Source organism: Pseudoglutamicibacter albus, assembly GCF_031458175.1.
In the GTDB taxonomy this organism is placed as follows: domain Bacteria; phylum Actinomycetota; class Actinomycetes; order Actinomycetales; family Micrococcaceae; genus Pseudoglutamicibacter; species Pseudoglutamicibacter albus.
The window spans coordinates 1,007,781-1,033,227 of sequence record NZ_JAVDXX010000001.1 but is presented as its reverse complement, the minus strand read 5'-3'; the positions used below and the strand labels follow the sequence as shown (position 1 = coordinate 1,033,227).

Here is a 25,447-nt window from a genome sequence, read left to right as displayed (position 1 = left end):
TTAAATGGTCTGGCCCCACACGATGTGTGGGGCCAGACCATTTGCTCGTTCAGGTGAGGTTAGTAGCTACGGAACGCAGCCACTGCGTTGTGTCCACCGAAACCGAAAGAGTTGGATACCGCTACACCTGGCTTCAGCTCGCGCGCAGTTCCAGTGACGACATCGAGAGGGATCTGCGGATCCTGCTTCTCGAGGTTGATCGTCACCGGCGCCTTAGCGTGATGAAGAGCCAGGACAGCCAATACAGCTTCAACCGCGCCGGCACCACCCAACAAGTGGCCAGTCATCGACTTGGTTGCAGATACCGCGACGTTATCGAGTGCATCGCCGAAGGCAGCACGCATCGCGGTGTATTCAGGGATGTCACCCACCGGGGTGGAGGTGGCATGCGCATTGACGTGAACAACATCGGAAGGACTGAAATCGCCGTCAACCATAGCTGCCTGAAGCGCACGCATCGCACCGTTGCCAGACTCATCCGGCGCGGTGATGTGGAACGCGTCAGCGGTGATACCTGTGCCCGCCACCTCCGCGTAGATCTTCGCCCCGCGCGCCTTGGCGTGCTCCTCGGTTTCAAGGATCAAGGTTCCAGCGCCCTCACCCATGACGAAACCGTCACGATCAACGTCATACGGGCGGGATGCGGCCTGCGGGTCATCGTTGCGGCGCGATAGAGCCTGCATCGACGAGAACGCTGCAATCGTGATCGGGTGAATAGCTGCCTCGCAGCCTCCGGTGATCACGATGTCAGCCTGACCGTCACGAAGCATCTGCACAGCAAGAGCGAACGCTTCAGTACCGGATGCACAAGCAGACACTGGCGTGCGTGCCGCAGCCTTAGCGCCGAAAGCCAGCGACAACGCACCCGAAGGGGCGTTCGGCATCAGCATCGGTACCGTCATCGGTAGCACGCGGCGCGGGCCCTTCTCACGTAGGGTGTCCCACGCATCAAGCAAGGTATTGACTCCGCCGATACCGGTCGCGTAGCAGACACCTAGACGTTCGTGATCGATCTCGGCATCTTCAAGCTGAGCATCAGCCCAGGCCTCGCGAGCCGAGACGAGTGCGAACTGGGTCGAAGGGTCGTTGCGTTTGATTTCGGCGCGGGAGAGCACATCGGAGGCGGGGACGGCGGCACGTGCGGCGATGTTCACTGGCAGGCTGTACTGCTCGACCCAGCCCTCGTTCAGGTTGTCGACACCCGAGGTGCCAGAGAGAGCCGCCTCCCACGTCGTGGGGACGTCACCACCGATCGGAGTCGTGGCGCCAAGGCCAGTCACGACAACTTTCTGTGCCATAGAACATCCTTTGTTTACGTGCCGCTGAACCGGCTTCCGCGCGGTCAAGATCTAATAAGTGTGCCCAGTAGCCCGGACAGTTGGGTCGGGCCTAGGGGCGATGTGCGGCGGGCTCTCAAGCTCGAGGGCCTATAGGGGAGCCAGCCGCACATCGATACAACATCTGACTAGGCCTGGGCCTTCTCGATGTAGTCGACGGCGTCGCCAACAGTCTTGAGGTTCTTAACTTCCTCGTCTGGGATCTTGACGTCGAACTTGGACTCAGCTTCAACAACGATGGTCATCATCGAGATCGAGTCGATGTCGAGGTCCTCGGTGAAGGACTTCTCAAGCTGGATCTCTTCAACGTCGATATCGGTTTCTTCGTTGACGATCTCAGCCAGACCGGCGAGAATCTCTTCCTTGCTTGCTGCCATGAGCGGCTCCTTTATCGTTTAGCACCTGTCCATCGTTGGGCAGGCTGTGGTGTTCTCCGCCAACACTGCGTCGACGGCCTGAACTAAGCCTATGTGGTTGCGGGGCAGAGTTCATCATTACGGGGCCGCCGAGCTAAAGATCAACGGATCAAGATCAGCGGTACCCGCGAAAGCAAATATTTAGTTGCCGGAATGTTCGCTGATGAACGCTCGCGCGTCATCCAGCTGGTCCGGGGTTTTGAGCGCGAAAGTCTTCACACCCTTGAGCCCTCGGCGTGCAAGACCAGTCAGTGTTCCTGCGGGGGTCAGTTCGATGAGCCCAGTGACGCCGAGGTCCTTCATGGTTTCCTGGCAGGACTCCCAATCCACAGGCCGCGTTACTTGGTCCACCAGTAACCGCAGCATATGCGTGCCCGTATCCACCTGGGAGCCCCCAGCGTTGGTGAGCAACGTTCCGCGCGGATCCTTAGCGGTGATGGTCTCGGCGAGTTCACGCAACGGGTCTACCGCTGATGCCATGTAGTCCGTGTGGAAAGCGCCAGCAACCTTCAATGGGATAACGCGCGCTTTAGCGGGAGGGTTCTCATTGAGTTTCTCTAGGCTTTCGAGGCTACCTGCGGCAACGATCTGGCCGCCGCCGTTCATGTTGGCTGGTGCGGCACCCGCGGCTTCGATAGCCGCGATAACCTCGGTGTGCTCGCCACCGAGAACTGCCGCCATACCGGTCGGTTGCGCGTTGGAAGCCTTAGCCATCTCATCTGCTCGCAAAGCAACGAAACGCAAAGCATCCTCGTAGCTCATGATGCCGGTCATGGCAGACGCAGTGATCTCGCCAACCGAGTGCCCTGCATACACGGCCTCAGCCGGCGCGCCATCTTCCCCGAACAGCGCATCGGCGGCTAGAAGGCCGGCAGCGACGATGAGCCGCTGAGCATGAGCGGTGTCCTTGATCGTTTCCTCGTCGGCTTCAGTTCCGAGCCACGCGAGGTCCTTACCGGCAGCATCGGAGAGTTCAGCCAAACGGGAGGCAAGAGCAGGCTCTTCAAGCCAGCTGTTCAAGAAACCGGGGGTCTGTGAACCCTGTCCAGGGCAAACAATTGCTAACACGTGTTCCACTCTTCCAAAATTTTCTAAACTCTGGCTGGCATACGGGAGACCAAGGTCGCTAACGACTTTTGTAGACATTCTACAAAGCTGTGCGTGCGCTGAGGCGAGATTCCGGCTCCAAGGGGCGGCATCTATTGGCCAGATAACACAATGAGCTACACGAATAGCGGCAATAACAGCGGCCGATAACCCCTAAGGAGTAGCCTCGGAATCGTGGATGCGCCCCACGATTAACGCGACATGCAAAACCAATGCGTCGCGAGGCAACAGAGGATCCCACCCAGTCAGCTCCGTGACCCGGCGTAAGCGATACCTGACAGTGTTGGCGTGAACGTAGAGCTCCCGAGCCGTGCCTTCGAGTGAACGGCCACCTGCAACGTAGGTCGACAATGTTTGCGCCAGCACCGCATCAGACTCAGCGATCGGCTCATACACCCGTTCGATGAGCTCAGCGATCGCGAGCTGGTCACCGGCCAAAGCCCGTTCCGGACATAAATCCTCAGCACGAATCACCCGCGGAGCATCTGGCCACGCCGGCGCGGCCGCCAAACCAGCCAAGGCTTGGCGCGCAGAATTATGGAAATCCTCAACTGTATCCACCACCGGGCCGATCACCACATACTCGCCACCGAACTGATCCGCCAACGGCTCGAACGCGCCATCAGTTTCGTTGACCCCACCCAGCAAGACCAGCAAACGCTCGCCCTGAATCCCGATGACCGCGTCCTTGCCGGCGCGCATCGCCGCCCGCCGGATGTCAGCCACATTATTCGCGGTTGATTCCCCAGCAGTGCGGCCCACAACAACGCAAAACGAATCCACGGAACGCCAACCCACCGCAGATAATCGGGAACGCAACGCGTCGGCGCCCTCACCACGCAACACAGCATCAACAACAAGCGCTTCTAACCGGGAGTCCCATGCGCCGCGACGTTCAGCGGCGCGTGCATACACATCGGCTGCAGCGAAGGCGATCTCACGCGAATACAACAGCACAGCTTCCCGCAGGGCAGGCTGTTCGGAAGCCTCAGCCAGTTCGGGAACCTCGTCCTCGACAACTCCAACCACGGTACGGATCAGCTGCAGCGCACGCTGCAGTGAGATAGCGCGGGAGAGCTCACTCGGAGCGGAACCGAACACGTCCGCCAGAACCCACGCCGGGGTGTCAGGGTCTTGACACCACCCCACAAAATGCGTGATACCGCGCTGAGCAACCAGCCCCAAGGCGGAACGCTGATCAGGTAGAAGCGAGCGATACCACGGCAACTGCTGATCCAATGCGTTCAACGCAAGGGTTGAGAGCTGGCCAACCTGTGCTTTGAGCCGCTCCACCGCAACCGGTGCCTGAGACACTGTTGCGGCAAGACGTAAGGAACGTTGCGAAGGGATCGATGTGCCAGCCGGGTACGTTTCCCTCCCACCGGATTCGGTGACCAGCTCGGACGCATGTAGCCCGGTCTCTTGCAAAGCGCCATTGCCATCAGGAATACCGCTGTTGGTAGCGCCGTCTTCACCGGGCATGTTAAGCATGCTTGTCCCTCCTGACGGCTTTTAGATTCCTTGGTGTTGCTAATGCTAACGATGTGAGGCGGCTTACGCACGTGGTGCGCAAGCCGCCTCACCCTAGAGCTAGGTCAGCTGATGTGGCTTAGGCGTCGCCGCCGCCACCGCCGGTCGAACCAGCGTTGACATCGAGCAGATCGTACTTCTTGATCGCCTGAGCTGGAACATCCTTATCGATCTCGCCGCGGTCCGCCAACTCCTGGAGCGCACGGACAACAATCGACTCGGCATCGATGTGGAAGTAGCGGCGAGCCGCAGGACGAGTATCGGCGAAACCGAAGTCGTCGCCACCCAACGTTGTGTAGTCGCCTGGCACAAAACGGCGGATCATATCCGGCACATGGTGCTGATAGTCGCTGACCGCGAGGAACGGACCGTCCGCGCCCTGGAGCTTCTCGGTCACGTAAGGAACCGGAGCATCGGACTCAGGGTGCAGGAAGCGTTGCTTCTCAGCACGCAGGCCGTCGCGACGCAACTCCGACCACGAGGTCACTGACCACAGATCAGCGTTGACACCCCAGTCCTCAGCGAGCAACTCTTGTGCCTTGAAGATCCATGGAACAGCAACACCGGAAGCGAGCAGCTGAACCGTTGGGCCCTCAGCCTCACCCTTAGACACCTGGTGGATACCCTTCAAGATGCCTTCAACATCGACGTCATCAGGTTCTGCCGGCTGCTTGATCGGCTCGTTGTAGACCGTGAGGTAGTAGATCACGTTCGGATCTGGGTGCTCGCCGCCGTACATGCGTTCAAGCCCGTCACGGACGATGTGACCGATCTCGTAGCCATAGGCAGGGTCGTAAGAGACAACACCCGGGTTGGTTGCAGCCAAGATGAGCGAATGGCCATCCATGTGCTGGGTGCCCTCACCGGTGAGGGTCGTCAGACCAGCGGTCGCCCCGATCATGAAGCCACGTGCCAGCTGGTCAGCGGCAGCCCAAATGCTGTCACCAGTGCGCTGGAAACCGAACATCGAGTAGAAAATGTAGACCGGGATCATCGGTTCTTGATGCGTCGAATACGACGAACCTGCCGCAGTTAGTGCCGCAACGGAACCGGCTTCGTTGATGCCGGTGTGCAGAATGACACCCTGCGGGGATTCCTTATACGCGAGCATCAGATCGCGGTCCACCGAGACGTAGTTCTGACCCTGCGGGTTGTAGATCTTCGCGGTAGGGAAAAAGGAGTCCATACCGAAGGTGCGTGCCTCGTCCGGAATGATCGGCACGATGCGGTGGCCGAATTCCTTGTCACGCATCAGATCGCGCAACAGACGCACGAACGCCATCGTGGTTGCGGCTTCCTGACGGCCAGAACCACGCTTTGCGCCGCGGTATGCGGTCTTATCCGGTAGAGCGATCGCGGAAGTGCGTTCGCGGCGTTCCGGCACGAAACCGCCGAGTGCCTGGCGGCGGGTGATCATGTACCGGATCGCTTCATCGTCCATGCCCGGGTGGTAGTACGGCGGGCGCGCCGGATCCTTCTCAAGTTCTTCATCCGAGATCGGGATACGCAGGTGATCGCGGAAATCCTTGAGGTCTTGCAGGGTGAGCTTCTTCATCTGGTGGGTCGCGTTGCGGCCCTCGAAGTGGGTTCCGAGACCGTAACCCTTGACTGTCTGGGCGAGGATCACGGTTGGCTGGCCCTTATGCTCAGTAGCGGCCTTATAAGCCGCATAGACCTTGTTGTAGTCGTGGCCGCCGCGCTTGAGCTGCCAGATTTCCTGGTCGCTCATGTCTTCGACCATTGCCTTGGTCTGTGGGGACTTACCGAAGAAGTGCTCGCGCACGAAAGCACCGGACTCAGCCTTGTAGGTCTGGTAGTCGCCGTCTGGTGTTTCGTTCATGATGTTCACGAGCGAACCATCGTGGTCCTTCTCCAGCAGGGCATCCCATTCACGGCCCCACACAACCTTGATGACGTTCCAGCCTGCGCCACGGAAGTAGGCTTCAAGTTCCTGCATGATCTTGCCGTTACCGCGAACCGGGCCGTCGAGGCGCTGCAGGTTGCAGTTAATGACGAAGGTCAGGTTGTCGAGGCCTTCGTTGGCGGCGTGCTGCAGGAATCCGCGCGATTCTGGCTCGTCCATTTCGCCATCGCCAAGGAATGCCCAAACGTGTTGCTGGGAGGTGTCCTTGATGCCGCGGTTGTGCAGGTAGCGGTTGAACTGTGCCTGGTAGATAGCGTTCGCTGGTCCAAGACCCATCGAAACGGTCGGGAACTGCCAGAAGTCAGGCATCATGCGCGGGTGCGGGTAGGACGGCAAACCGTTTGGTGCCTTCGACTTCTCCTGACGGAAGGAATCCAGCTGCTCGTCGGTGAGGCGTCCTTCAAGGAAGGCGCGCGCATACATACCGGGGGAGGCGTGGCCTTGGAAAAAGATCTGGTCGCCGCCACCATCGTGGCCCGGGCCGCGGAAGAAGTGGTTGAAGCCGACCTCATAGAGGGTCGCGGCACCTGCATAGGTGGAGATGTGGCCACCTACGGACAAGCCTGGCGCTTGTGCACGGTGGACCATGACTGCTGCGTTCCAGCGGATCCAACGGCGGTAGGCACGCTCAAGTTCTTCAGTACCCGGGAATTCTGGTTCTTGGTCCACCGGGATCGTGTTGACGTAGTCGGTGGTGGTGACCATCGGCACGGCAACAGACTTGGCGCCGGCGCGCTGCAGGAGGGAACGCACAATGTATTCGGCGCGTTCGGTCCCGTGGGCTTCAACGAGCCCGTCGAATGACTCGAGCCATTCTTTAGTTTCTTCTGGGTCGGTGTCAGACAGATGTTTCACCAATCCGCTACGGATGTCGGTGATGTGATGGTCCTGTTGAGCCAAGGCCGTTCCCTTTCTAGTGCTGACAGTTCTGGTTCTTGTTCCTTCACCGTTTTCAACGGTTGAGTGAACTCTCTTCTTCCCATCGTAGTCCGGTGGGCAAGCCGTTTTGGCGCGTTCAGTTGTTTTGCGCGCTGAAAACGTGTTTTCTAGGACGTGTACCCCGAACGGGGGAGTGTTTTCGTTGTTCTATTGAAAAGGATTTGAAACGTGAGCGTTCGGACGGCGCCGTATGAGGGTGCTGCTCAGCGGATGGGGATCTCTGGGGATCACCTTGTTCAAGAGCTCGGTTATGACGAGGATGTCGATTTTGAGCTGCGTGAGGTGATCGAGGAGGTCACTGGCGAGCCGATTCTGGACGAGGACGAGCATGAGGTTGTCGACGCCGTGTTGTTGTGGTGGCGCGACGGCGACGGTGACCTTGTCGATGCGATGGTTGATGCCCTCACGGACCTTGATGACGGCGGTGTTGTGTGGCTTTTGACCCCGAAGCTGGGGGAGGAGGGCCATGTTTCCGCTGTTGAGATTCAGGAGGCAGCCCCGACGGCAGGGCTTCATAGGACGAGTGCCGTTGATGTGTCTGAGTTGTGGTCTGCTGTGTGTTTGCAGCAGCGGAAGCGCAACTGAATGCCTGTGAATCCTACCGGGGCGGCGCCAGGGTTGGCAGCTGTCTCGGTTCCCGTGGTGAACCAACACGGCGAGGAGGTTGTGCTTTCTGAGCGTGTTGGGCAGATCACGGTTTTGAGTTTTTTCCCGTTGAGTTTCACCCCGGTGTGCCATTCGGAGCTGAGTATGCTCGCGCAGGTCTCGCCTGAATGGACTGCCGCTGGAGTGTATGTGGCGGCGTGTTCGGTGGATTCACGCTATACGTTACGAACCGTGTCAGATCAGCTGGGTTTGGGCTTTGATGCGTTGAGCGATTTTTGGCCGCACGGCGCGCTCGCTCAGTCTTTGGATGCGTTCGATGCTGACCGCGGCCACGCTACACGCACCGCGTTCGTGTGGGATGCTGCCGGCCGGATGACCGCCCGAATTGAAGCTGACCGCACAGCCAGCAGGCCTCTTGATGCGTATGTCGATGCGCTGCGCAAAGCGGGTGCATTCGTGTAGTCCAGCGCAGGCTCTTCGGTTCAGCCGGACATAGGGCTCAGAGACAACGCGCGAGCCCCACTACTGTGGCTGGTGGGGCTCGCGCTTTGGTGGGTGTGTGCCGTTATGTGGGGTTAGCGTGTTTGGCGGGGTTTGAAGATGGTGAAGTCTTGTATTTTGCAGGTCGGATCGTTGTTGGGGTTGCCTGGTTGGCAGGGGCCGGAGACGTTGACTGATCGCATGCTCCAGACTCGTATGTCTAGGGGTGTGGCTTGGGTTTCTAAGGTGCCGGGGATGGTGTCCCAGGTTTCACCGTTATCCAGGGAGTACTTCCCGGTGTAGGTCACGGTGGCTTCCACCCGGTAGGTTCCTCGTTTCTGGTACATGTGGGAGGTCGGGGTTTCTTTCTCCCACACATCCGCTTTAGTGGGCAGCATTTTCCCTGCGGTTCTGGAAGTGCGGGCTTCACCGTCGCCGTAGTTCCACCGATACTTCACAGGTGTGAGTTCCACTGTGACGTTTTCATCGAGGACGTCGATGGTTTCCCGCACCACACCATCAGCGCTGGAAGTGTCGCTGTTGTTCTTGTTGTTTTTGGTGAGGTAGAAGTTGGTCCAGGCGGTGGTGAGGGTGTTGGGTTTGATCGCATCGGTGGTGACTGCTCCGGGGTGGATGCGGATGCGTTTGGTTTCGGTCGCGATCAGGGTTCGGATTTCAGTGATGGTCAGCGGAGCCTGCTGAGCCGGAGCATCGTTCTTAGACGGTTTGCTTTTAGCACGGCAGGCGAGTTGGGTGGTGGCGGTGTTGGTGGTGTAGAGCAGGTCGTCACGTTGACCGCATTCGTCCACTGCTCGTCGGGTGCAGGCTTGGGTTTTAGCCGCGTTACGAGCTTTCGGGTCCACCATCTCGGCTACGTGCAGGTCACTACCAGCAACCTTGGTGGAAGCGGTTACCGCGCCGGAACGGTCCAACGCAGAGGCGGTACAGGCCTGGCTCCAGACCAAGCGTTTCGCAAAAACCTTAGGAGCAGCCGCCGGCGCATGACCATTCTCGCCCGGAAGCGTCTTTCTTATGACTGATTTTTCAGATTTCGTGACAGTGATCGTGGTACTACTTGTTTTTTGGTCGTGATCGGCACTGGGTGAAGCCGATACCGGAGTCACTCCTAAGAGTCCGAGCGTAATTACAGTGCACAAACCTACACTCTGTTTAGTCCGCAATTTGATAGAACCCTTCTAATCGCCATTGCCCCTTAACCCTGCGTAGCTCTACGAAGGCCTGGTCTACCGCGCCGGCGGGATACTCTTCAACAGGTTTGGTTTTCCCCGACGCATAACGCTTACGTGCGGTCTCGCTAACTGAGAAGCGCACCTCGTAAATACCGTCTTCGAGAGGCTCAATGTCGGGCCGTATGTTGTCCACGGTTATGTCGCCGCCGACGTTCCAGGTTTTTTGTTCCTCCATGTTTTTGAGAGCTCTTTCGACTTCCTTGCAGTAATTGCAGGACCTACTCGTCATTTCCCAGAATTCCGGGCGAAGTTTCCCTGTTTCCACTGCGTAGTTGAACTCCTTAGCCCAGTGCTCGATGAACGCGACCTGCCCTGCTTTGCTTTCTTCTTTCGCTACCTCGGGCAAGGGTCCGGGGACGGGGACATTCTGGGCCGGGCGTTTCGGGGTGGCCGGTTTATACGGGCCCTTCGGTGACGGGCTGGCCGAAGGCTTGGGTTTCGCAGGTTCTTTGCCGCTACCGGAAGCGGCCTTGCCTTTCGCTTCCTTGTCGCTCTGGCTTGCAGGCGGCGAGGCGGACGGTGCCGCTTCGGCTGGCTTCGCATCGTCGCTGGATCCGCAGGCGGCTAACCCGGAAACAAGCGCGAGCGTCAGGGCTGTGGCGATAGCGCTTCGTTTTAGATTTGTCATGATGGCGCCCCTTAGGCATGTGTTTCTGTTTAGAACCTAAAATAGCCAAGCGCATCCAAAAGCACCATAGAAGGGCGAAAGAAAATTTATCTTTCATAACCCGATTACAGCCCGAAAGGTCAAACTTCCTTATAAATACGCGGAAGCTGAATGCTGATGAACCGTTTGTGTACAGGTTTCTCTGTCCGGTACCCCGGAAAGCGTTAGACCTGAAGCTAGCTAGGAGCGTAAAACACACACAAAACCGAGAGTGTAATTCGGTTCACAGCACGGTGAAGGAGCGATTGATTTCAGCGTTTCACGCTACGAGGATTAAGCCGTCCCGCAACGCCACTCGCGCAGCGACAACAGCGTAGCCATTCCAACGCGAGAGGAAATAAAAAAGTCTCGGGACACCGTGTGAACGATGTCCCGAGACTAAACAATTGGTGGGTCCAGAGGGACTCGAACCCCCGACCCTCTCGGTGTAAACGAGATGCTCTAGCCAACTGAGCTATAGACCCAACTGTTGGTTCTCAGTTCACTTTCGATCCCTGAGCACGAATATTTACCCTACCTTATTTTCCTTGCTTTACCCAACTGGGGTGTCCGATGTGGTGATTGCCACATCGGACACCCCAGCCTTAGGTTCACCAGCCGATGTGTCAGATCCACATCGCCGGGTCGATGTATTCACACGGATCGACCGCGGGTTTGCGTTCCTCAGGTTTCGCTGCCCGCGCCTTACCCGGCACGCCGGTAATGATCGAACCAGGGTCGGCGTCCTTCACAACCACCGCGTTCGCTCCGATCTTCGAATCAGCCCCGATCACGACAGGCCCCAGTACCTTCGCGCCAGCGCCGATCGTGACACGGTCACCAATCGTCGGATGTCGCTTAGTTTTAGCGAGCGAACGGCCGCCGAGCGTCACGCCGTGATAGAGCATCACATCGTCACCGATCTCTGCGGTCTCGCCGATCACAACACCCATGCCGTGGTCGATGAAGAAGCGACGGCCGATCGTCGCACCTGGGTGAATCTCAATCCCGGTTGCGAAACGCGTCAGTTGCGAAAGGGCCCGGGCAGGAAGCCGCAGAAGAGGCGACGCATTCCACATGCGGTGGGCGAGCCGGTGCATCCAAATCGCATGCAAACCTGAGTAGACGATCGCGACTTCAGCACCTGAACGCGCCGCCGGATCGTGCGCCCGCGCGTTCGCAATATCTTCCCGGAACGTGGAGATCAATCCCACAGAGGGTCCTTTCGGCCTAGGAGAGGGCTAACTGGTTTCAGCCGCGGATGTCATCGTAGAGCATCGTGGAGATGTAGCGCTCACCGAAATCAGGAACCACGGCCACAATGAGCTTGTCACGGTTATCCTCACGCTTAGCAACCTCGAGCGCAGCCCACACAGCTGCACCGGAGGAAATCCCGCCGAGGATCCCCTCCTTCGCGCCAAGAGCCCGGGCGGTCTCGATCGATGCGTCCAACGGTGCGTCGATGACCTCGTCATAGATTTCGCGGTCAAGGACCTCTGGAATAAAGTTCGCGCCCAGACCCTGGATCTTGTGCGGGCCCGCGTTGCCTTCAGTCAGCAGCGGAGAATCAGCTGGCTCAACAGCCACGACCTTGACCGAATCCTTCTGCTTCTTGAGGTAACGGCCAGCGCCAGTGATGGTTCCGCCCGTGCCAACGCCACCCACGAGGATGTCAACGGCGCCCTCGGTATCGTTCCAGATTTCCGGGCCGGTGGTTGCCTCGTGGATTTCCGGGTTGGCTTTGTTGGAGAACTGGCTGGCCAGGATTGCGTTATCGGTCTCCTGGACGATCTGCTGGGCCTTCTCAACTGCGCCGCGCATACCGTCAGCACCGGAGGTCAAAACGATCTCCGCGCCGAAAGCGCGCAAGATCACGCGACGTTCACTCGACATTGTCTCTGGCATCGTCAAGACCACACGGTAGCCGCGTGCGGCGCCAACCATCGCGAGTGCGATGCCGGTATTGCCGGAGGTGCCTTCAACGATGGTTCCGCCCGGCTTCAGAGCTCCGGACTTCTCTGCGGCGTCGATGATCGCGCGACCGATGCGGTCCTTCACCGAGTTAGCGGGATTGTAGAACTCGAGCTTGACCGCGACGTTACCTGGAAGGTCGGCATCAAGATTGTTCAGGCGCACGAGCGGGGTGTTTCCGATTGCTTCAGTGACGTTGTTCAGGATTGGCACGTCAGTGCTCCTTTCCTAGAAGAAATGTTTCCAAAAGACGTTTGGGAAGTGGAATGTGGGAGTTGTGGATTGGCGAGTCAGTCACCTTCGTGAGCGAGCCACGTTTGCCTTGGGATGAGAGGCCTCCCGACTGGTTTCGCTGTTCAGCCTAGGGAATTGCTTGTGGGCGCGTCACTTTCAAGAAACTTAACGAAACGTGCCCTGGCAGCGCTCAGTTTGGGGTCGATGATGACGTGGCAGTAGCCGGCCTGCCGGTTGCGTTGGTAGTAGTTTTGATGCTCGGCTTCAGCGGCGTACCACGGGCCTAGCGGTTCGATGCTGGTGACAATCGGCTCTGCCCAGTTGGGTTGATTACGTTCGATGGCCGCCTCAAAGAGCTCGGATTGTTGCTTGCTGTTGGTGAACAGTGCGGAGCGGTATTGGGGCCCGACGTCGTAGCCTTGCCGGTTCAGCGTTGTGGGATTGTGCATCGTGAAGAACATGTCGAGCACGGTGTCATCGCTGATGACGGTGGGGTCGAAGGTCACGGCGACGGCTTCTGCGTGACCTGTGGTGCCGGTGCACACGCTGTAATAGTCCGCGGGTGCGTCGCCGCCTCCTGTGTATCCCGATTCGACGTGGTTGACTCCTCGTACTTGGCGGAACCAGGCGTCGAGGCACCAGAAGCATCCGCCTGCCATGACGATCGTGTGGTCGCTTTGTTGATTCATCAATTGGTTCAACACGTGCGGCGTTGGGAGTGTTCCCGAGACGGGGTTCACGGGTAGCTTAATAGTTATGAGTTCTACTGCATCGGATGTCTCAGTGGGCAAGGCTCCTACGCTCGCCACGGTTTGGGAGCACATCAATCGGCTGTGGCCTGAGTCTCTAGCGGAGTCGTGGGATGCCGTGGGCCCGGTGACGGGGCGACCTGATCAGCTGATTCGACGCATCGTGTTCGCGGTTGATCCGACCGAGGACGTCGCAGTTGACGCGATCGAACGCGGCGCTGATCTGCTCTTGACACACCATCCTCTGATGTTGCGGGCGGTGAACTCTGTTGCCGGCGACCGCTTCAAAGGCCGCGTAGTGCACACGCTGATCGAGGCTGGTTGCGCACTCTATACCGCTCACACCTCAGCGGATTCCGCTTTGGGCGGGGTTTCCGACGTCATCATCCGCGGCTTGGGCGTCGAACAATCCGAGCCGCTGGCGCCCGTTGATCGCGGTGTTGAAGGTGAAGGCATCGGCCGGGTGGGCGACCTGGCTGAGGAATGCACGCTAGCGGAGTTCGCCGAACGGGTCTACAGCATCATGCCGTCTGTGGCTGGCGGTGTCCGGGTTGCCGGCAACCCGGAAGGGGCAGTCAAACGCGTTGCAGTGTGCGGCGGGGCAGGGGACTCGCTCTTCGATGCCGTACGCAAATCCAAAGCCGATGTGTACGTAACAGCTGACCTACGCCACCATCCCGCATCGGAAGCCCGCGAAGCCGCGGTGAATGACCGCCCGTACCTCATCGATGTATCGCATTTCGCATCGGAATGGTTATGGCTACCCGCAGCAGCCGATGCGTTGAGCCGTTCCCTGCAAGATGACGGCTTCGATGTTGTATGCCAGGTGAGCCAAGTCAACACGGACCCGTGGGATTTCATTCTGACCCCCTGAAATAGTCTCGCAGTTTGCAACGTTTCCAGCCCCGGCTTCTAGATGCGGGTTCAGGGAAGCGTGGGAGAATGGAAAGATAGGCAGTGAGGCCTCGGATACGGAAGTAGGGATCGTCGTGGTTACTGCAACACGTGAGCATCAAGAGCTGTTGCTTGAGATTCAGGATTTGATCTCCTCGGTGGCTCAATGGCGCCGCGAGCACGATGCGGTTGCCACAGCCGAGCGCGTCCGTCAGGCGCGCGCCGATGCGATCCAAGCGCGTGCTGAACGTGACGATGAACTGCGCCAGCTTGACGTGCTGAACCGTTCGGTTGCCGACCTTGAGAACGCGATCGCCGAGCTCGCAACAGATATCGACGTGAAGGAAGAGCAGCTGCTTGCCGGTGTGGAGCCGCGTAGCGAGGCCGACCGTTTGGCGCGGATGCTCGATATTTTGCGTGAACGACGCTCCACCCTCGAAGAAACCCTTGTTGACACGGCCGAAGAGCGTGAAGAGAAACGAGCCGACGCTCAAGCCGCTGAACGTGTCTTGAGCGCGGCCGTGGCGGAGAACCAGGCGGCACAAGTGTATGTGCGCGATACGCGGGCATCTCTCGTTGAACGTATTAACGCAGCCGAGGCTCAACGGCAAGAAGCGAGCGCCAAACTAGCTCCGGAACTGCTTGAGCTTTTTGAGAAGCTGGTCGCCGAACACGGGGTTGGGGTTGCCCGCCTCGATAACGACACCTGCACAGCAACCGGGTTGCCTTTGAACCCGCAAGAACTCGAACACATCCGAGCACTCGGGGAAGAGGAACTCGCGTTCTGCCCCCAAACCGGGATTATCCTCGTACGTGAGCGCGGTGCCTAACTGAGTGCGTGGACACGGTGCGTAACTGGTCGTATGAGCGCGGCTAGTTTTCGTCGAGAACGACCGTGAGTTGCCCGGCCTTGCGTGGGGTGGGTTCGGTGAGTTCTGTTTGTGGCCAATGTTTCTGCATCGCGGTGAGCAGGGCATGCGGAGTTTGGGGTCCTTCGCCACGGGTTTGCATGAGTAGACGAGCAACTATCCCGCGCGTGTATTTAGCGTGATGCGAGACGACCTTGCGTTTCCCATCTTTGATCTGAACCACGTTGACGGTCACGGTCTGTTGGGGGTCTGGAACGTAGGCTGCTTGATAGGCCGCTGAGCGGCAATCGACGATGAGCTCGCCTTCCGCGCTGTCTGCAAGCGCTGTGGCGAGCCGTGGTTTCCAGTATGTCCCGAGTTTGCCGAGCTCGGGTAGCTTCACGTCCATCGACAACCGATACGCCGGGATGCGATCGGCCAGCCCGACAACACCCCACAACGCTGAGATCACAAAGATCCGGTCTGCGGCCTTTCTCTTCTGTGTTGGGCTCATCCCTGCGTAGTCCAGCGCGTCGTAAAGCACACCAGTGTAGATATCGTGCGCGGGAGCGGCTGGGGCATCGAAGATATCGATGTTGCGTTCAATCTCGTGAGCAACAGCCTTGCCGACTCCAAGGACTTCCGCGGCATCGGCCCCCACAGAAACCTCTTCAAGGTGGCGTGCCACTTCACGGCGGGCCTCGGCCAGTTCCGGGCATGCGAGCGAATTAAGGTCGATGCTCGCGCCGTTGCTGGCGGGTGTCTTACCTTCGGAAGGCGGCAGAAGAATCATCACGAACGACATCATAGCCCCGCAGAAATCTGAGCGGGCCGCATGCATGGGTAGGATGAAGGGTGCGGAAGGAGACGGACAGACGATCGCGACACAGGTGTCGAGGAAAGTCCGGACTCCACAGGACAGGGTGGTGGATAACGTCCACTCAGGGTGACCTGCAGGAAAGTGCAACAGAGAGCAGACCGCCGCGATCCATGATTGGGTGCGCGGTAAGGGTGAAAGGGTGGTGTAAGAGACCACCGGCGCGCTAGGTGACTAGCGCGGCCAGAAAAACCCCACCCGGAGCAAGACCGAGCAGACTACGCGATCAGGCTGTCCGCCGAAGTAGTCGGGTTGGTTGCTTGAAGCCACCAGCAATGGCGGCTCTAGATAGATGATCGTCCCGCGGGGTGCGGTAACGCGTCACGCGTACAGAATCCGGCTTATGGCCGTCTTCTTCCGCCACAGCACCGTTCTGGTACGCCCCCTCAGGCGCTCCACGTCCAAGCTAGTCTTTGCGTGGAAGCGGGTGGCTTTATGGCTCTCTTAGCCAGAGCCGCTCCCTTAGGTAGAATGGTATGCGGATTAGCGCGCGCACCGAACAGGTGGAGCGGGCACCACACCGTCTTGGCCAGCGAACGCTCACAACATGCGTGGTTGCTGGCTGATCCAATCAACCAGGAGTTGTCAGTGACCCAGCAGACTGAAGCTGTATACGCAGACTGGAAGAACCGTGAGGCTCTAGCGGAGAAGATGATTCCGCTGATCGGTCGTCTCTACCGCGAAAACAACGTGGTGACCTCGATCTACGGTCGCAAACTGATCAATGTTTCAGTAGTTGACATCCTCAAGGCTCACCGTGTGGTTCGCCGCATTGAGGGCAAGGAACTCGACCCGCAGCGCACCTACGATCTGCTGGTGAAGCTCGATGAACTCAACCCAGGCAACGTTTCGATCGACCTGGGCCGTCTGAACCGTGCATTCGAAGAAAAGGGTGCAGACGACGCGGATGCGTTCCTCGCTGAACTCTACGCAGACGTTCTAGGTCAGAAGGCAGACGCGAGCGGCGCTCGTGACGTAGTCCTTTACGGTTTCGGCCGCATCGGCCGTCTCCTGGCCCGCATCCTCATCGAACGCGGCGGTGTAGGCCTGCGCCTGCGCGGCGTTGTAGTACGTAAGGGCGCAGATAACGACCTGCAGAAGCGCGCATCCCTGCTGCGCCGCGACTCCGTCCACGGTGCATTCGACGGTTCGATCGTTGTTGACGAAGAGAACAACACGATCACCGCTAACGGCACCCAGATCCAGTTCATCTACGCTAACGATCCAGCCCAGGTGGACTACACCCAGTACGGCATCGAGAACGCCATCGTGGTTGACAACACCGGCCGCTGGCGCGACGAAGAAGGCCTCGGCCAGCACCTGCAAGCCAAGGGCACGAGCGCCGCTCTGCTGACGGCCCCAGGTAAGGGCGAGATCAAGAACATCGTGTTCGGCGTCAACGACGACGACATCACCGCCGAAGACACGATCCTCTCAGCAGCGTCCTGCACGACCAACGCGATCACCCCAGTCCTGAAGGCCGTCAACGACCGCTACGGCGTTGTACAGGGCCACGTCGAGACCGTCCACGCGTTCACTAACGACCAGAACCTCATCGACAACTTCCACAAGGGCGAGCGCCGCGGCCGCTCCGCAGTCCTGAACATGGTGCTCACCGAAACCGGTGCCGCGAAGGCAGTAGCGAAGGCCCTGCCGGAGCTAGAAGGCAAGCTCACCGGTAACGCCGTACGCGTCCCAACCCCGGATGTTTCGATGGCGATCCTCAACCTGACCCTTGAGAAGGAAACCTCGGTCGAGGACATCAACAACTTCCTACGCGAAACCTCGCTCTCGGGTGAACTGCACAAGCAGATCGACTACACCGACTCCCCAGAGGTTGTGTCCACTGACTTCGTCGGTTCCCGCCGCGCCGGCATCGTTGACGGCCGCGCAACCATCGTCGCAGCCGACAAGAAGCACGTGATCCTCTACGTTTGGTATGACAACGAGTTCGGTTACTCGTGCCAGGTGGTACGCATCATCGAGAAGATGGCAGGTAGCCACCCGGTCGCAATCCCAGCCGTCAAGTAAGGCAGCCGATTCAGCCCGAGTAGCGGCATAGAACGAAAGGTGTGGCCCGGAGGAAAACCTCCGGGCCACACCTTTCTCCGTTGCATGCCTGTATCTGTCTGGCAGCGGGCGGGTTCCTAGTGTCCGAAGGGGTCAGGGTCAACACCGGGCATCCAGGTTAGCCCTGGCTCGGTCATCCCGGCTTTCTTCCGTTCGCGTTTCCACCGGCGGGTCCAGCGGTCATTGAGCATGTCAACATAGAGCTTCCCTTCAAGATGCCAGTATTCGTGTTGCAGGATGCGAGCGAACCAACCGGTCGCTTCGAAGTCAACGGGGTTACCGTCAACGTCGATACCGGTCAGGTGCGCGTAGTCGGCGCGCTGCAGCGGGAAATCCAGCCCGGGAACTGACAAGCACCCTTCGGTGTGCCGCTCCGGATCAGGGTTAGCACCCGAGACCTTCGACAGCGTGATCTGAGGGTTGATGACCACGCCGCGGCTCGGTGCATCGTCTTCATGCTCATCGTAGTCCCACGTGAAAATCCTCAAGCCCACACCAACCTGAGGTGCTGCAAGACCCACACCGTTAGCCGCATCCATGGTTTCGAACATGTCCGCAACTAAGGTGCGGACCTCGTCGTCAATCTCTGTGACGTCAGCGGCACGCTGATGCAGGACCGGTTCTGTATAGATCACGATGGGGCGTACGGCCACGAGGGAAGCTCCTGGTGTTGTTGGAAAACTATGGGGTTTAGCGTTTGTTGTAGACGCCGCGGGCTTGGAACACAGGTTCGGACGTCACCTGCACACCAAGGTTACGGAAGATGCCTTCGTCGACTGAGCCGAGGATCGTGGTTGTGTGGACGTCGCACCCGCGTAAGGCCTGGAGCTGGTCCAATGCGGCGCGTGCGTTCGGGTCACGCTCCGCGGACACAGACAACGCAATCAGGACCTCGTCGGTGTGAAGCCGCGGGTTCTGGGATCCGAGGTGATCGATCTTCAGCGACTGGATTGGGCGGATCGAGGTAGGCGCGAGCAACTGCACTTCTTTGGGAAGCCCTGCAAGATGCTTGAGCGCGTTCAGCAGGGTCGCCGAGCACGTGCCGAGCAGAGCGGATGTTTTACCCGTGATGATGGTGCCGTCGTGCAACTGGATCGCTGATGCCGGGGCGTCGGTTGCTTCAGCGACTTCGAGCGCTGGAGCGACGACTGCGCGGTCTTCGGGTGCGCAGCCTACCTTACCCATCACCAGAGAGATGCGGCGTGAATAGATCGGGTCGAGCCCCTCGCGGCGTTCTTGGACTCGAGCCTTATACCAGCGGCGGATGATCTCTTGGGTCGCGGCCTCCCGGCAGACATCGTCGTCGATGATCGCGTCAGCAACCATGTTGACGCCCATGTCGGTGGGGGATTCGTAGGGGGAACCGCCAGCGAGTTCATCGAGCAGGGTCTTCAGTAGCGGGAAGACCTCGACGTCGCGGTTGTAGTTAATGGCTTGTTCACCGTATGCGGCGAGGTGGAACGGGTCGATCACGTTGACATCATCAAGGTCCGCGGTCGCTGCCTCATAAGCGAGGTTGACCGGATGATTCAACGGCAGGTTCCAGACCGGGAAGGTCTCAAACTTCGCGTAACCAGAGGTCGTGCCGCGCTGGTGATCGTGATAGATCTGCGAAAGGCACGTCGCAAGCTTGCCAGACCCTGGCCCCGGGGCAGTGACCACGATGAGATCGCGGGTTGTTTCGACATATTCGTTGCGCCCTAAGCCCTCGGGGGAGACCACCTGGTCTGTGTCGTCCGGGTAACCGGAAATGGTGCGGTGCACAGCGACCTTGAGTCCGAGCTTGATCAGGCGCGCCTTGAAGCGCTCAGCGGCCTCATTGCCTTCTTCGAAACGCGTCAAGACGATGTGCTCTACAAGGAAGCCCATATCGCGGAACGCGTCGATCAAACGTAGCGCGTCTTCTTCGTACGGGATGTTCAGATCGGCCCGGACCTTGTTCCTCTCGAGGTCTTTAGCGTTGAGCGTGATCAAGATCTCGAGCTCATCCGCCAGCGTCTGGAGCATCCTGATCTTGTTATCAGGGGTGAAACCCGGCAACACACGGGAGGCATGGAGATCATCGAAGAGTTTGCCGCCCATCTCCAAATAGAGTTTGCCGCCGATCTGCTGGCGGCGTTCCGCGATGTGTTTGGATTGGAGGTCGATGTAGCGGAGAGGGTCGAACCCGACTTTGCGCTGGATCTGCGTGGACACGATGCTACATCCTCCAAACTGTCGGGGGCGATTCAACTGCGGCATAGCCACAAGTTCCGCACCCTCCCAGCAGTCCGCGTGTGAATGCGGGCCTGGGCCATACAGAGGATAAGTCTAACCCCCGGAAGCAAGCTCAGTCAGAAACAACCCGCCACGCACTTGTAGGTGGGCGAAGCTAGAGAATAGGGGCTAGACAAGAAGGTCTAGACGAAAAGAGACCCAAACCTGACAACGATTACCTACTTTCTAGGTCATTGACTCGTGTCGAGGTTTGGGCCTCCTGTACCTGGGTGAGTGACGGGGCTTGAACCCGCGACCTTCTGGACCACAACCAGACGCTCTACCGGCTGAGCTACACCCACCATATTCAGTTGTCAGCCTCCCACGTTGGTTTCGGCTGGAACCGAAGCGCCTGGGATTGAGGCAACAGCAGAGACTCTACACGTTAAAGTGTTGGCAACCTAATCGCATGCGTTCACCGTGGCGAAAGCAACACAAAAACGGGGTAGGCCTCGCTGTTGCTCATCGTAGCGCTGTGTTTCATGATCTCGCTGCCTTCATGATGGTGCGGCGGTAGTAAGCGAGCTCATCGATCGAGTCTTGAATGTCACCCAGAGCCCGGTGGTTACCGGTCTTAGCGGGTGCCGCATCGAAATCTTGCGGGTACCAGCGGCGGGCAAGCTCCTTGATCGAGGACACATCGACGATGCGGTAGTGCAGATGATCAATCACCTCAGGCATGTCGCGGGCCAAGAACAAGCGGTCATTGCCTACCGAATTACCCGCAAGCAGCGCGATGCCCGCCTCGGGGACGAACCGTTGAATATAGCTCAGAACAGAATCTTGAGCCGCTTGCATCGAAACACCGGCATCGAGCTCTTCCAACAACCCCGAATTCGTGTGCATACGAGTCACGAAATCGTCCATACGCTCAATCGCCCCAGCAAGTGGCTTGATGACCACGCTGATGCCCTCATCAACCGGCTGCAACTGCGCGTCAGTGATGATCACAGCGACTTCGATCAGGGCATCGTTAACCGCATCGAGGCCCGTCATTTCGCAGTCGATCCACACCAGCGGCATGTCATCGCGGCCCAACGTCCGGCTGTTGTGTGAGGTGGGTTTTGTTCCGATTGCAGATCCGGAATGATGAACCTGGTCAGATTTCGTTGCATGATCAGAGCGAGATTCCATAGATCTCAGCGTAACCTTAGGGGAGCACGGTTGTAGAGAACCGGGCTTATAAACAGCGCCTCATTGAGCTCGAATCGAACAGGGGAGTCATGGATCACAGCGTTACAGCGCACGAAAGCCCGCAGGCTTCGTCTCGGCCACGCTCCTCACGTTCGGCGTGGTCGCGTATGCGTAGACGCGTGCTCCCTGATGCTTTGCGGCTCAACACCACCGTATGGGTCGGTTTCCTCGCATCGGTGCTCGCAGCGGTTTCCGCTTGGGCCATCGGGTTTGTAGCCAACACGCCAGATGCGACCTTCACCGGCTCTACATTCGTGAATGCTTTGCGCGCTAATGACGCGGTCCTCTGGGCGGCAGTCATCGGGCTCGCTACGGCCGTTGGGCTCGCAAGTCACGCCTGGATCCAGCTTGCCCGCCGCCTCTCGCTATCGGACGGGCACCACGTCCAGACCCGCATCGTGGTTCTATGGAGCGCGCCGTGGTTCTTCGCGCCACCGATCTTCAGCAACGACATGTATTCCTACCTCGCCCAAGGTCGGCTCTTGATGCTGGGTAAAAACCCATACACGGACTGGGTCTCCCAGGTTCCGGGCTGGTTTGGGCAAGGTGCCGCCTCAGTATGGGCGGAATCCGCCTCCCCTTACGGGCCGCTGTTTCTGATCATGGCGGCAGCCGTCGCGCTTGTTTCGTGGGGTAACCCAGACATCGCGCTGTTCCTCTTCCGACTCATCGCGCTGGTCGGGGTCATCATCTTCATGAAGATCATCCCCAAACTCAGCCGCGACCACGGCGTGAACCCAACCTGGGTTCAATGGGTCACTGCAGCGTCACCGCTTTTCCTGTATTCGATGATCGCCTCAGGGCATAACGATGCGCTCATGGTCGGTCTCATGATGTGGGCATTCGTAGCGCTACGGCGCAATAAAGTAGTCGCTGGGCTGTTGCTGGCTACAGCTGCGATCGCGATCAAACCCATCGTGGTTCTATGCCTGCCGTTCATTGGCCTCACCTGGGCGGGCAAGAACGCGAGCTGGGGCCGCCGCTGGATGTGCTGGATCATTACCGGCGTGACCGTAGCCTTCGTCTTGACCCTCCTCGGAATCGTGACCGGGACGTGGTTCGGTTGGATCACCGCGATGGCTGGACAAGGCATGGCGATCTTCCCCTTCGCTCCGTTTGGGCTGCTCGGTCTAGGGTTCGGCAAACTCGTATCCTTCGCGGGTGGAGCACAAGCAGGTTTGATCGCCCAAGCCCTCTTCTATGCGGTCGGTAAACTCATCGCTATCGGGCTCGCCGTGTGGTTCGCGCTAGCCCGCCCCAAGATCTCGCCACTGACGGCATCCGGCCTCGTACTCCTGGCGGCAAGCCTGCTCAACCCCGTCATCCAGCCGTGGTACTTCTACTGGTTCTTGCCGTTCTTGCTGTGCCGCCGCATGTACTTCGGATTCGTTGAACAGCTCATCGTGTGGGGAAGCATTGCCCACGTCATCTGGACTACCTCAACACAGATCTCACTACCGCCATGGCAAGAACTCGGTAGCTTCCAGCTTGTATTCATCCTGATCTCTACCACCATCAGCATCCTGGCAGTGAGCCTTCCACGTACTCAACGCAAGCTACTTGTTCCACCAGCATGGCGTGACGTTCGCACACCAGCCAGGACCAGCATCGTTGTACCAACCCTAAGCAGATGGCACAGAAGCACCATCGGGCCTGGCATCTACAGCAGCCCGCGTGTCATTGACGAACGCGTCTGGTAACCCCGCGCGTGCGTCCCTCATGGTGAGAAACCGCATTGGTGAGCAACTACACAGTGCAGTCATGAAACCTTCAGGTTCAACCGGTAGTCTAGAGCGGGTGCCTGAAGCGGAATAGTGCGCGCTCTAAAGAACTCGCGCTTGGTCCTGTATACGGCACTGCACCCGTTCGGGAACACCGCTTGATCTAAGGAGCTGGCAGCACCGGTGACGAGAGCATGGAAAGAACTAGACGACCGCTTGCGCGAAAAAGTCGTTGCATACATCGACGAATACCGCGAAATGCGGCCAGAGCTGGAAGTCATCACCGAACAGTTGCGTGTGCAGATCAAACAGCTTTTCAATGACACCGATGTGCGGCCACTCTTCGTGGCGGCACGCACCAAATCGGTTGAATCTTTTCGGCAGAAGGCCTCCCGCACGGTGTATTCGAAGGAAGAAGGCCAAGAGCGGGAACTTGAATTCCCGGACCCCATTTCGATGATGCACGACATCGTGGGCATCCGCGTGATCGTCCAGTTACCACGCCAAGTCAGGGCCGCAGCGCAGATCATCAAACGCTGCCGCAACGAGTTCTATATCGAATCTGACCGCGAGAAAGACACCGGCTCGGTGGAGACTGGCACCTACGGCTACTCCTCACGGCACCTCATCGTGCGGCCCAAAGACAATCCAATAGTCGCCGAATATGAAGCGCGGCACCCTCAACGTGTCTTACCGTTCGTGTTCGAAATCCAGATCCGTACGATCCTCACGCACGCTTGGAGCGAATTCGAGCACGAAATCCGGTTCAAACGCAGAAACTCGGAAGCCTGGACTCCATACCTTGACCGTGAGTTCACTGGTGCTGCTGCGATGCTTGATTCAGTTGAGCACCTGTTCACCGACATCGATCACCGTCACCAGCGCATCCTCGCTTTCTGGGACGCGAACGGTGTTGGGGGAGAAGAGCTAACGTCTGAACTGATCGGTGAAGTGTGGTCCACGATGTGGCCGCACCTTGAATATAAAGAAGACTCCGACTGGGGTTGGGCGCTCGAATTGCTCGCCGCGCACAACATCACCACACCTAAAGGGCTTGCATCCCTACTAGATGCGACAACGATCACGCATGTGCGCCAGGCCCTGGACCACCGATTCTCTCCAGGCCCGGAGCGCCTACTTGATGACCTGTTGCTGTGGAAGTTCGGCTACAACCATCTCGACTTGACCGCCCAGGACGATCCGCGGCGACGCGCATCGCTCTCGCGGCGTCTGCAACAGATCCGTACATACCGGCGGCAAGGAATGCAGCCGGAGTGATGCCGCAACCCCGAGTAGCACCGTAACGCCGAGTAGGGGACGCAACCTAGGGGGCGGAGCTTAAGCCCGGGGATACGCCGGTGTGGTGTAGCGGCTGGTGAGGCGTGGCGGCTAGTAACGCGCCGCTAGAAACCGGGCTTGGAAAACTAGATGAGAACTAGATGCGTGGCAGGTTGTTGCGGGACCATTGGGCCTTGCGCACAATGGTTGCCGGGATACCTCGAACCAGTGAGCCGGCAGGGATTTCCTCATCGATCAACGGGGTCATTTCCAGAATGCTGCCGGTACCGATATGGGAACCTGCGCGCAGCTGAACGTCCGAGCCGGTCACCAACACCTGGTTTTCGATCGTGACGGCGTTCTTGCTCGCTCCACCGAAAGAGGCCTCGGAATCCGCATCGATCCACACGTCCGTGCGGAAGTAGCAGTCTGATCCGACTGAAACCTGGGCCTCGGGGACAGTGGCGATGTTCAACACGCCCTCTGTCGTAACGTTCTCTCCGATCACGATGTTAGCGCTTTCGGCAACAATCACTTCGATGTTGAGGTTCTTATTGCCTGAACCGATGACGAGCTGACCGTTATAGCCAAGGAAACGGGCCTTCAAGCCAGAAAGCATGACGGAACCATCGATCACTACACGGTTGTTACGACCTTCAAAGGTGAACTCGACGTCGGAAGGGAGCGTGTTGTGGTGGGCCACGAAGTTGCCGCGGCTATCCAGGGGAGAGGTACGGAAGTCGTGTTGACCTTTCGCCGCACGGTTCGATGAAGCGGTGTTGGAGGCGGTCATCGTGCCGCGGTATTGCTGTTGCATGGTCCCTTCCCTGATCTGAACAGAACCAAAACTGTGGCTCGTGTACATCAAATTCTAAGACCTTTTCTGTGTTGTGCCGATATTCCTACTGTGCACGGTCCCGTGAGCCGCCAGTAAGCGCCCCCGGCGCGACTCGAACGCGCGACCGGCAGATTAGAAGTCTGCTGCTCTATCCAACTGAGCTACGGAGGCCGGATGCCTCAAGGCTGGGATAGAGGCAACCCCTTCAGCATAACGGTTTGATCCGTTGTTCACATTCCCCAACTCACAAGGATTCATCCACAAATCTGCGCTCCACCGTCT

The 25,447-nt window shown here is 58.7% G+C and carries 22 protein-coding genes, 3 tRNA genes and 1 other RNA gene; 8 read left to right on the top strand and 18 right to left on the bottom strand.

Going from position 1 to position 25,447, the window contains the following annotated elements; translation table 11 throughout:
* Positions 1-59 precede the first annotated feature (59 nt).
* The 5 genes from fabF to aceE form a co-directional block, all read right to left on the bottom strand.
* A complete protein-coding gene (fabF, locus tag J2S67_RS04535) occupies positions 60-1,298 on the bottom strand; it encodes a beta-ketoacyl-ACP synthase II (RefSeq protein WP_070490346.1) in 1,239 nt (412 codons plus the stop codon).
* Positions 1,299-1,465: 167 nt separating this feature from the next.
* Positions 1,466-1,714 carry an acyl carrier protein gene (locus J2S67_RS04530; protein WP_035754216.1) on the bottom strand — a complete coding sequence of 83 codons (249 nt, stop codon included), beginning with the start codon at positions 1,712-1,714 and terminating at the stop codon, positions 1,466-1,468.
* 180 nt (positions 1,715-1,894) lie between these two features.
* Positions 1,895-2,821, bottom strand: a complete 927-nt coding sequence (locus J2S67_RS04525) for an ACP S-malonyltransferase (RefSeq protein WP_035754288.1) — start codon at positions 2,819-2,821, stop codon at positions 1,895-1,897.
* 192 nt (positions 2,822-3,013) lie between these two features.
* Positions 3,014-4,351, bottom strand: a complete 1,338-nt coding sequence (locus tag J2S67_RS04520; RefSeq protein ID WP_310246693.1) for a PucR family transcriptional regulator — start codon at positions 4,349-4,351, stop codon at positions 3,014-3,016.
* A gap of 118 nt (positions 4,352-4,469) precedes the next feature.
* A complete protein-coding gene (aceE, locus tag J2S67_RS04515; RefSeq protein WP_310246691.1) occupies positions 4,470-7,214 on the bottom strand; it encodes a pyruvate dehydrogenase (acetyl-transferring), homodimeric type in 2,745 nt (914 codons plus the stop codon).
* A 249-nt stretch (positions 7,215-7,463) separates the two neighbouring features.
* Here aceE and J2S67_RS04510 point away from each other — a divergent pair, with 249 nt between their 5' ends.
* Both J2S67_RS04510 and J2S67_RS04505 read left to right on the top strand, forming a co-directional pair.
* Positions 7,464-7,838 carry a DUF3052 domain-containing protein gene (locus J2S67_RS04510; protein WP_070490564.1) on the top strand — a complete coding sequence of 125 codons (375 nt, stop codon included), beginning with the start codon at positions 7,464-7,466 and terminating at the stop codon, positions 7,836-7,838.
* Positions 7,839-8,321, top strand: coding sequence for a redoxin domain-containing protein (locus tag J2S67_RS04505; protein ID WP_070490344.1), 483 nt, complete (start codon positions 7,839-7,841; stop codon positions 8,319-8,321). It begins immediately after the preceding gene.
* Positions 8,322-8,434: 113 nt separating this feature from the next.
* On the opposite strand, the gene J2S67_RS04500 is transcribed toward J2S67_RS04505, so the two are convergent.
* From J2S67_RS04500 to msrA, 6 genes are all read right to left on the bottom strand, one after another.
* Positions 8,435-9,304, bottom strand: a complete 870-nt coding sequence (locus tag J2S67_RS04500) for a PKD domain-containing protein (protein ID WP_310246686.1) — start codon at positions 9,302-9,304, stop codon at positions 8,435-8,437.
* Positions 9,305-9,509: 205 nt separating this feature from the next.
* Positions 9,510-10,217 (bottom strand): DUF6318 family protein, encoded by a 708-nt coding sequence (locus tag J2S67_RS04495; protein ID WP_070490770.1) that lies wholly within the window; start codon positions 10,215-10,217, stop codon positions 9,510-9,512.
* Positions 10,218-10,643: 426 nt separating this feature from the next.
* A tRNA-Val gene (locus J2S67_RS04490) sits at positions 10,644-10,720 on the bottom strand.
* Between the two features lie 141 nt (positions 10,721-10,861).
* Positions 10,862-11,449, bottom strand: coding sequence for a serine O-acetyltransferase EpsC (epsC, locus tag J2S67_RS04485; protein WP_070490771.1), 588 nt, complete (start codon positions 11,447-11,449; stop codon positions 10,862-10,864).
* Between the two features lie 37 nt (positions 11,450-11,486).
* A complete protein-coding gene (cysK, locus tag J2S67_RS04480) occupies positions 11,487-12,419 on the bottom strand; it encodes a cysteine synthase A (RefSeq protein ID WP_310246678.1) in 933 nt (310 codons plus the stop codon).
* A 143-nt stretch (positions 12,420-12,562) separates the two neighbouring features.
* Complete coding sequence (msrA, locus tag J2S67_RS04475) at positions 12,563-13,129, bottom strand: peptide-methionine (S)-S-oxide reductase MsrA (RefSeq protein ID WP_310246676.1); 567 nt, start codon at positions 13,127-13,129, stop codon at positions 12,563-12,565.
* Positions 13,130-13,196: 67 nt separating this feature from the next.
* Between msrA and J2S67_RS04470 the strand changes: the two genes are divergently transcribed.
* Positions 13,197-14,063 (top strand): Nif3-like dinuclear metal center hexameric protein, encoded by an 867-nt coding sequence (locus tag J2S67_RS04470; RefSeq protein ID WP_310246673.1) that lies wholly within the window; start codon positions 13,197-13,199, stop codon positions 14,061-14,063.
* Between the two features lie 115 nt (positions 14,064-14,178).
* The gene (locus J2S67_RS04465) at positions 14,179-14,913 is read left to right on the top strand and encodes a zinc ribbon domain-containing protein (RefSeq protein ID WP_310246671.1); all 735 of its coding nucleotides are present in this window, start codon (positions 14,179-14,181) and stop codon (positions 14,911-14,913) included.
* A gap of 43 nt (positions 14,914-14,956) precedes the next feature.
* On the opposite strand, the gene J2S67_RS04460 is transcribed toward J2S67_RS04465, so the two are convergent.
* A complete protein-coding gene (locus tag J2S67_RS04460; RefSeq protein ID WP_310248726.1) occupies positions 14,957-15,724 on the bottom strand; it encodes a YaaA family protein in 768 nt (255 codons plus the stop codon).
* A 70-nt stretch (positions 15,725-15,794) separates the two neighbouring features.
* Between J2S67_RS04460 and rnpB the strand changes: the two genes are divergently transcribed.
* Both rnpB and J2S67_RS04450 read left to right on the top strand, forming a co-directional pair.
* Positions 15,795-16,167: RNase P RNA component class A (gene rnpB / locus J2S67_RS04455), an RNA gene on the top strand.
* Between the two features lie 292 nt (positions 16,168-16,459).
* Positions 16,460-17,839 (top strand): glyceraldehyde-3-phosphate dehydrogenase, encoded by a 1,380-nt coding sequence (locus J2S67_RS04450; RefSeq protein ID WP_377650360.1) that lies wholly within the window; start codon positions 16,460-16,462, stop codon positions 17,837-17,839.
* Between the two features lie 116 nt (positions 17,840-17,955).
* Here the strand turns inward: J2S67_RS04450 and def are convergent, their stop codons facing one another.
* The 4 genes from def to orn form a co-directional block, all read right to left on the bottom strand.
* Complete coding sequence (gene def / locus J2S67_RS04445; RefSeq protein WP_070490779.1) at positions 17,956-18,531, bottom strand: peptide deformylase; 576 nt, start codon at positions 18,529-18,531, stop codon at positions 17,956-17,958.
* A gap of 37 nt (positions 18,532-18,568) precedes the next feature.
* The gene (locus J2S67_RS04440; protein ID WP_407682064.1) at positions 18,569-20,119 is read right to left on the bottom strand and encodes a DUF1846 domain-containing protein; all 1,551 of its coding nucleotides are present in this window, start codon (positions 20,117-20,119) and stop codon (positions 18,569-18,571) included.
* A gap of 244 nt (positions 20,120-20,363) precedes the next feature.
* A tRNA-His gene (locus J2S67_RS04435) sits at positions 20,364-20,436 on the bottom strand.
* A gap of 178 nt (positions 20,437-20,614) precedes the next feature.
* The gene (gene orn, locus J2S67_RS04430) at positions 20,615-21,157 is read right to left on the bottom strand and encodes an oligoribonuclease (RefSeq protein ID WP_084590360.1); all 543 of its coding nucleotides are present in this window, start codon (positions 21,155-21,157) and stop codon (positions 20,615-20,617) included.
* A 200-nt stretch (positions 21,158-21,357) separates the two neighbouring features.
* Here orn and mptB point away from each other — a divergent pair, with 200 nt between their 5' ends.
* The gene (gene mptB / locus J2S67_RS04425) at positions 21,358-23,028 is read left to right on the top strand and encodes a polyprenol phosphomannose-dependent alpha 1,6 mannosyltransferase MptB (protein ID WP_141739789.1); all 1,671 of its coding nucleotides are present in this window, start codon (positions 21,358-21,360) and stop codon (positions 23,026-23,028) included.
* Between the two features lie 204 nt (positions 23,029-23,232).
* A complete protein-coding gene (locus J2S67_RS04420; protein ID WP_035755052.1) occupies positions 23,233-24,327 on the top strand; it encodes a GTP pyrophosphokinase in 1,095 nt (364 codons plus the stop codon).
* A 157-nt stretch (positions 24,328-24,484) separates the two neighbouring features.
* On the opposite strand, the gene J2S67_RS04415 is transcribed toward J2S67_RS04420, so the two are convergent.
* Positions 24,485-25,144 carry a hypothetical protein gene (locus J2S67_RS04415; RefSeq protein WP_310246661.1) on the bottom strand — a complete coding sequence of 220 codons (660 nt, stop codon included), beginning with the start codon at positions 25,142-25,144 and terminating at the stop codon, positions 24,485-24,487.
* 118 nt (positions 25,145-25,262) lie between these two features.
* Positions 25,263-25,336: transfer RNA gene (locus tag J2S67_RS04410), tRNA-Arg, on the bottom strand.
* Positions 25,337-25,447 lie beyond the last annotated feature (111 nt).

Excerpts from the sequence above, each read along its gene's own strand:
- msrA (WP_310246676.1), bottom strand. The coding sequence starts at position 13,129 with ATGAATCAACAAAGCGACCACACGATCGTCATGGCAGGCGGATGCTTC.
- J2S67_RS04505 (WP_070490344.1), top strand. The coding sequence starts at position 7,839 with ATGCCTGTGAATCCTACCGGGGCGGCGCCAGGGTTGGCAGCTGTCTCG.
- J2S67_RS04530 (WP_035754216.1), bottom strand. The coding sequence starts at position 1,714 with ATGGCAGCAAGCAAGGAAGAGATTCTCGCCGGTCTGGCTGAGATCGTC.
- J2S67_RS04450 (WP_377650360.1), top strand. The coding sequence starts at position 16,460 with ATGATTCCGCTGATCGGTCGTCTCTACCGCGAAAACAACGTGGTGACC.
- J2S67_RS04520 (WP_310246693.1), bottom strand. The coding sequence starts at position 4,351 with ATGCTTAACATGCCCGGTGAAGACGGCGCTACCAACAGCGGTATTCCT.
- J2S67_RS04495 (WP_070490770.1), bottom strand. The coding sequence starts at position 10,217 with ATGACAAATCTAAAACGAAGCGCTATCGCCACAGCCCTGACGCTCGCG.
- orn (WP_084590360.1), bottom strand. The coding sequence starts at position 21,157 with ATGCCGCTGGTGTGGATCGACTGCGAAATGACGGGCCTCGATGCGGTT.
- J2S67_RS04415 (WP_310246661.1), bottom strand. The coding sequence starts at position 25,144 with ATGCAACAGCAATACCGCGGCACGATGACCGCCTCCAACACCGCTTCA.
- mptB (WP_141739789.1), top strand. The coding sequence starts at position 21,358 with ATGGATCACAGCGTTACAGCGCACGAAAGCCCGCAGGCTTCGTCTCGG.
- J2S67_RS04440 (WP_407682064.1), bottom strand. The coding sequence starts at position 20,119 with ATGCCGCAGTTGAATCGCCCCCGACAGTTTGGAGGATGTAGCATCGTG.
- J2S67_RS04510 (WP_070490564.1), top strand. The coding sequence starts at position 7,464 with ATGGGGATCTCTGGGGATCACCTTGTTCAAGAGCTCGGTTATGACGAG.
- J2S67_RS04460 (WP_310248726.1), bottom strand. The coding sequence starts at position 15,724 with ATGATTCTTCTGCCGCCTTCCGAAGGTAAGACACCCGCCAGCAACGGC.
- J2S67_RS04470 (WP_310246673.1), top strand. The coding sequence starts at position 13,197 with ATGAGTTCTACTGCATCGGATGTCTCAGTGGGCAAGGCTCCTACGCTC.
- fabF (WP_070490346.1), bottom strand. The coding sequence starts at position 1,298 with ATGGCACAGAAAGTTGTCGTGACTGGCCTTGGCGCCACGACTCCGATC.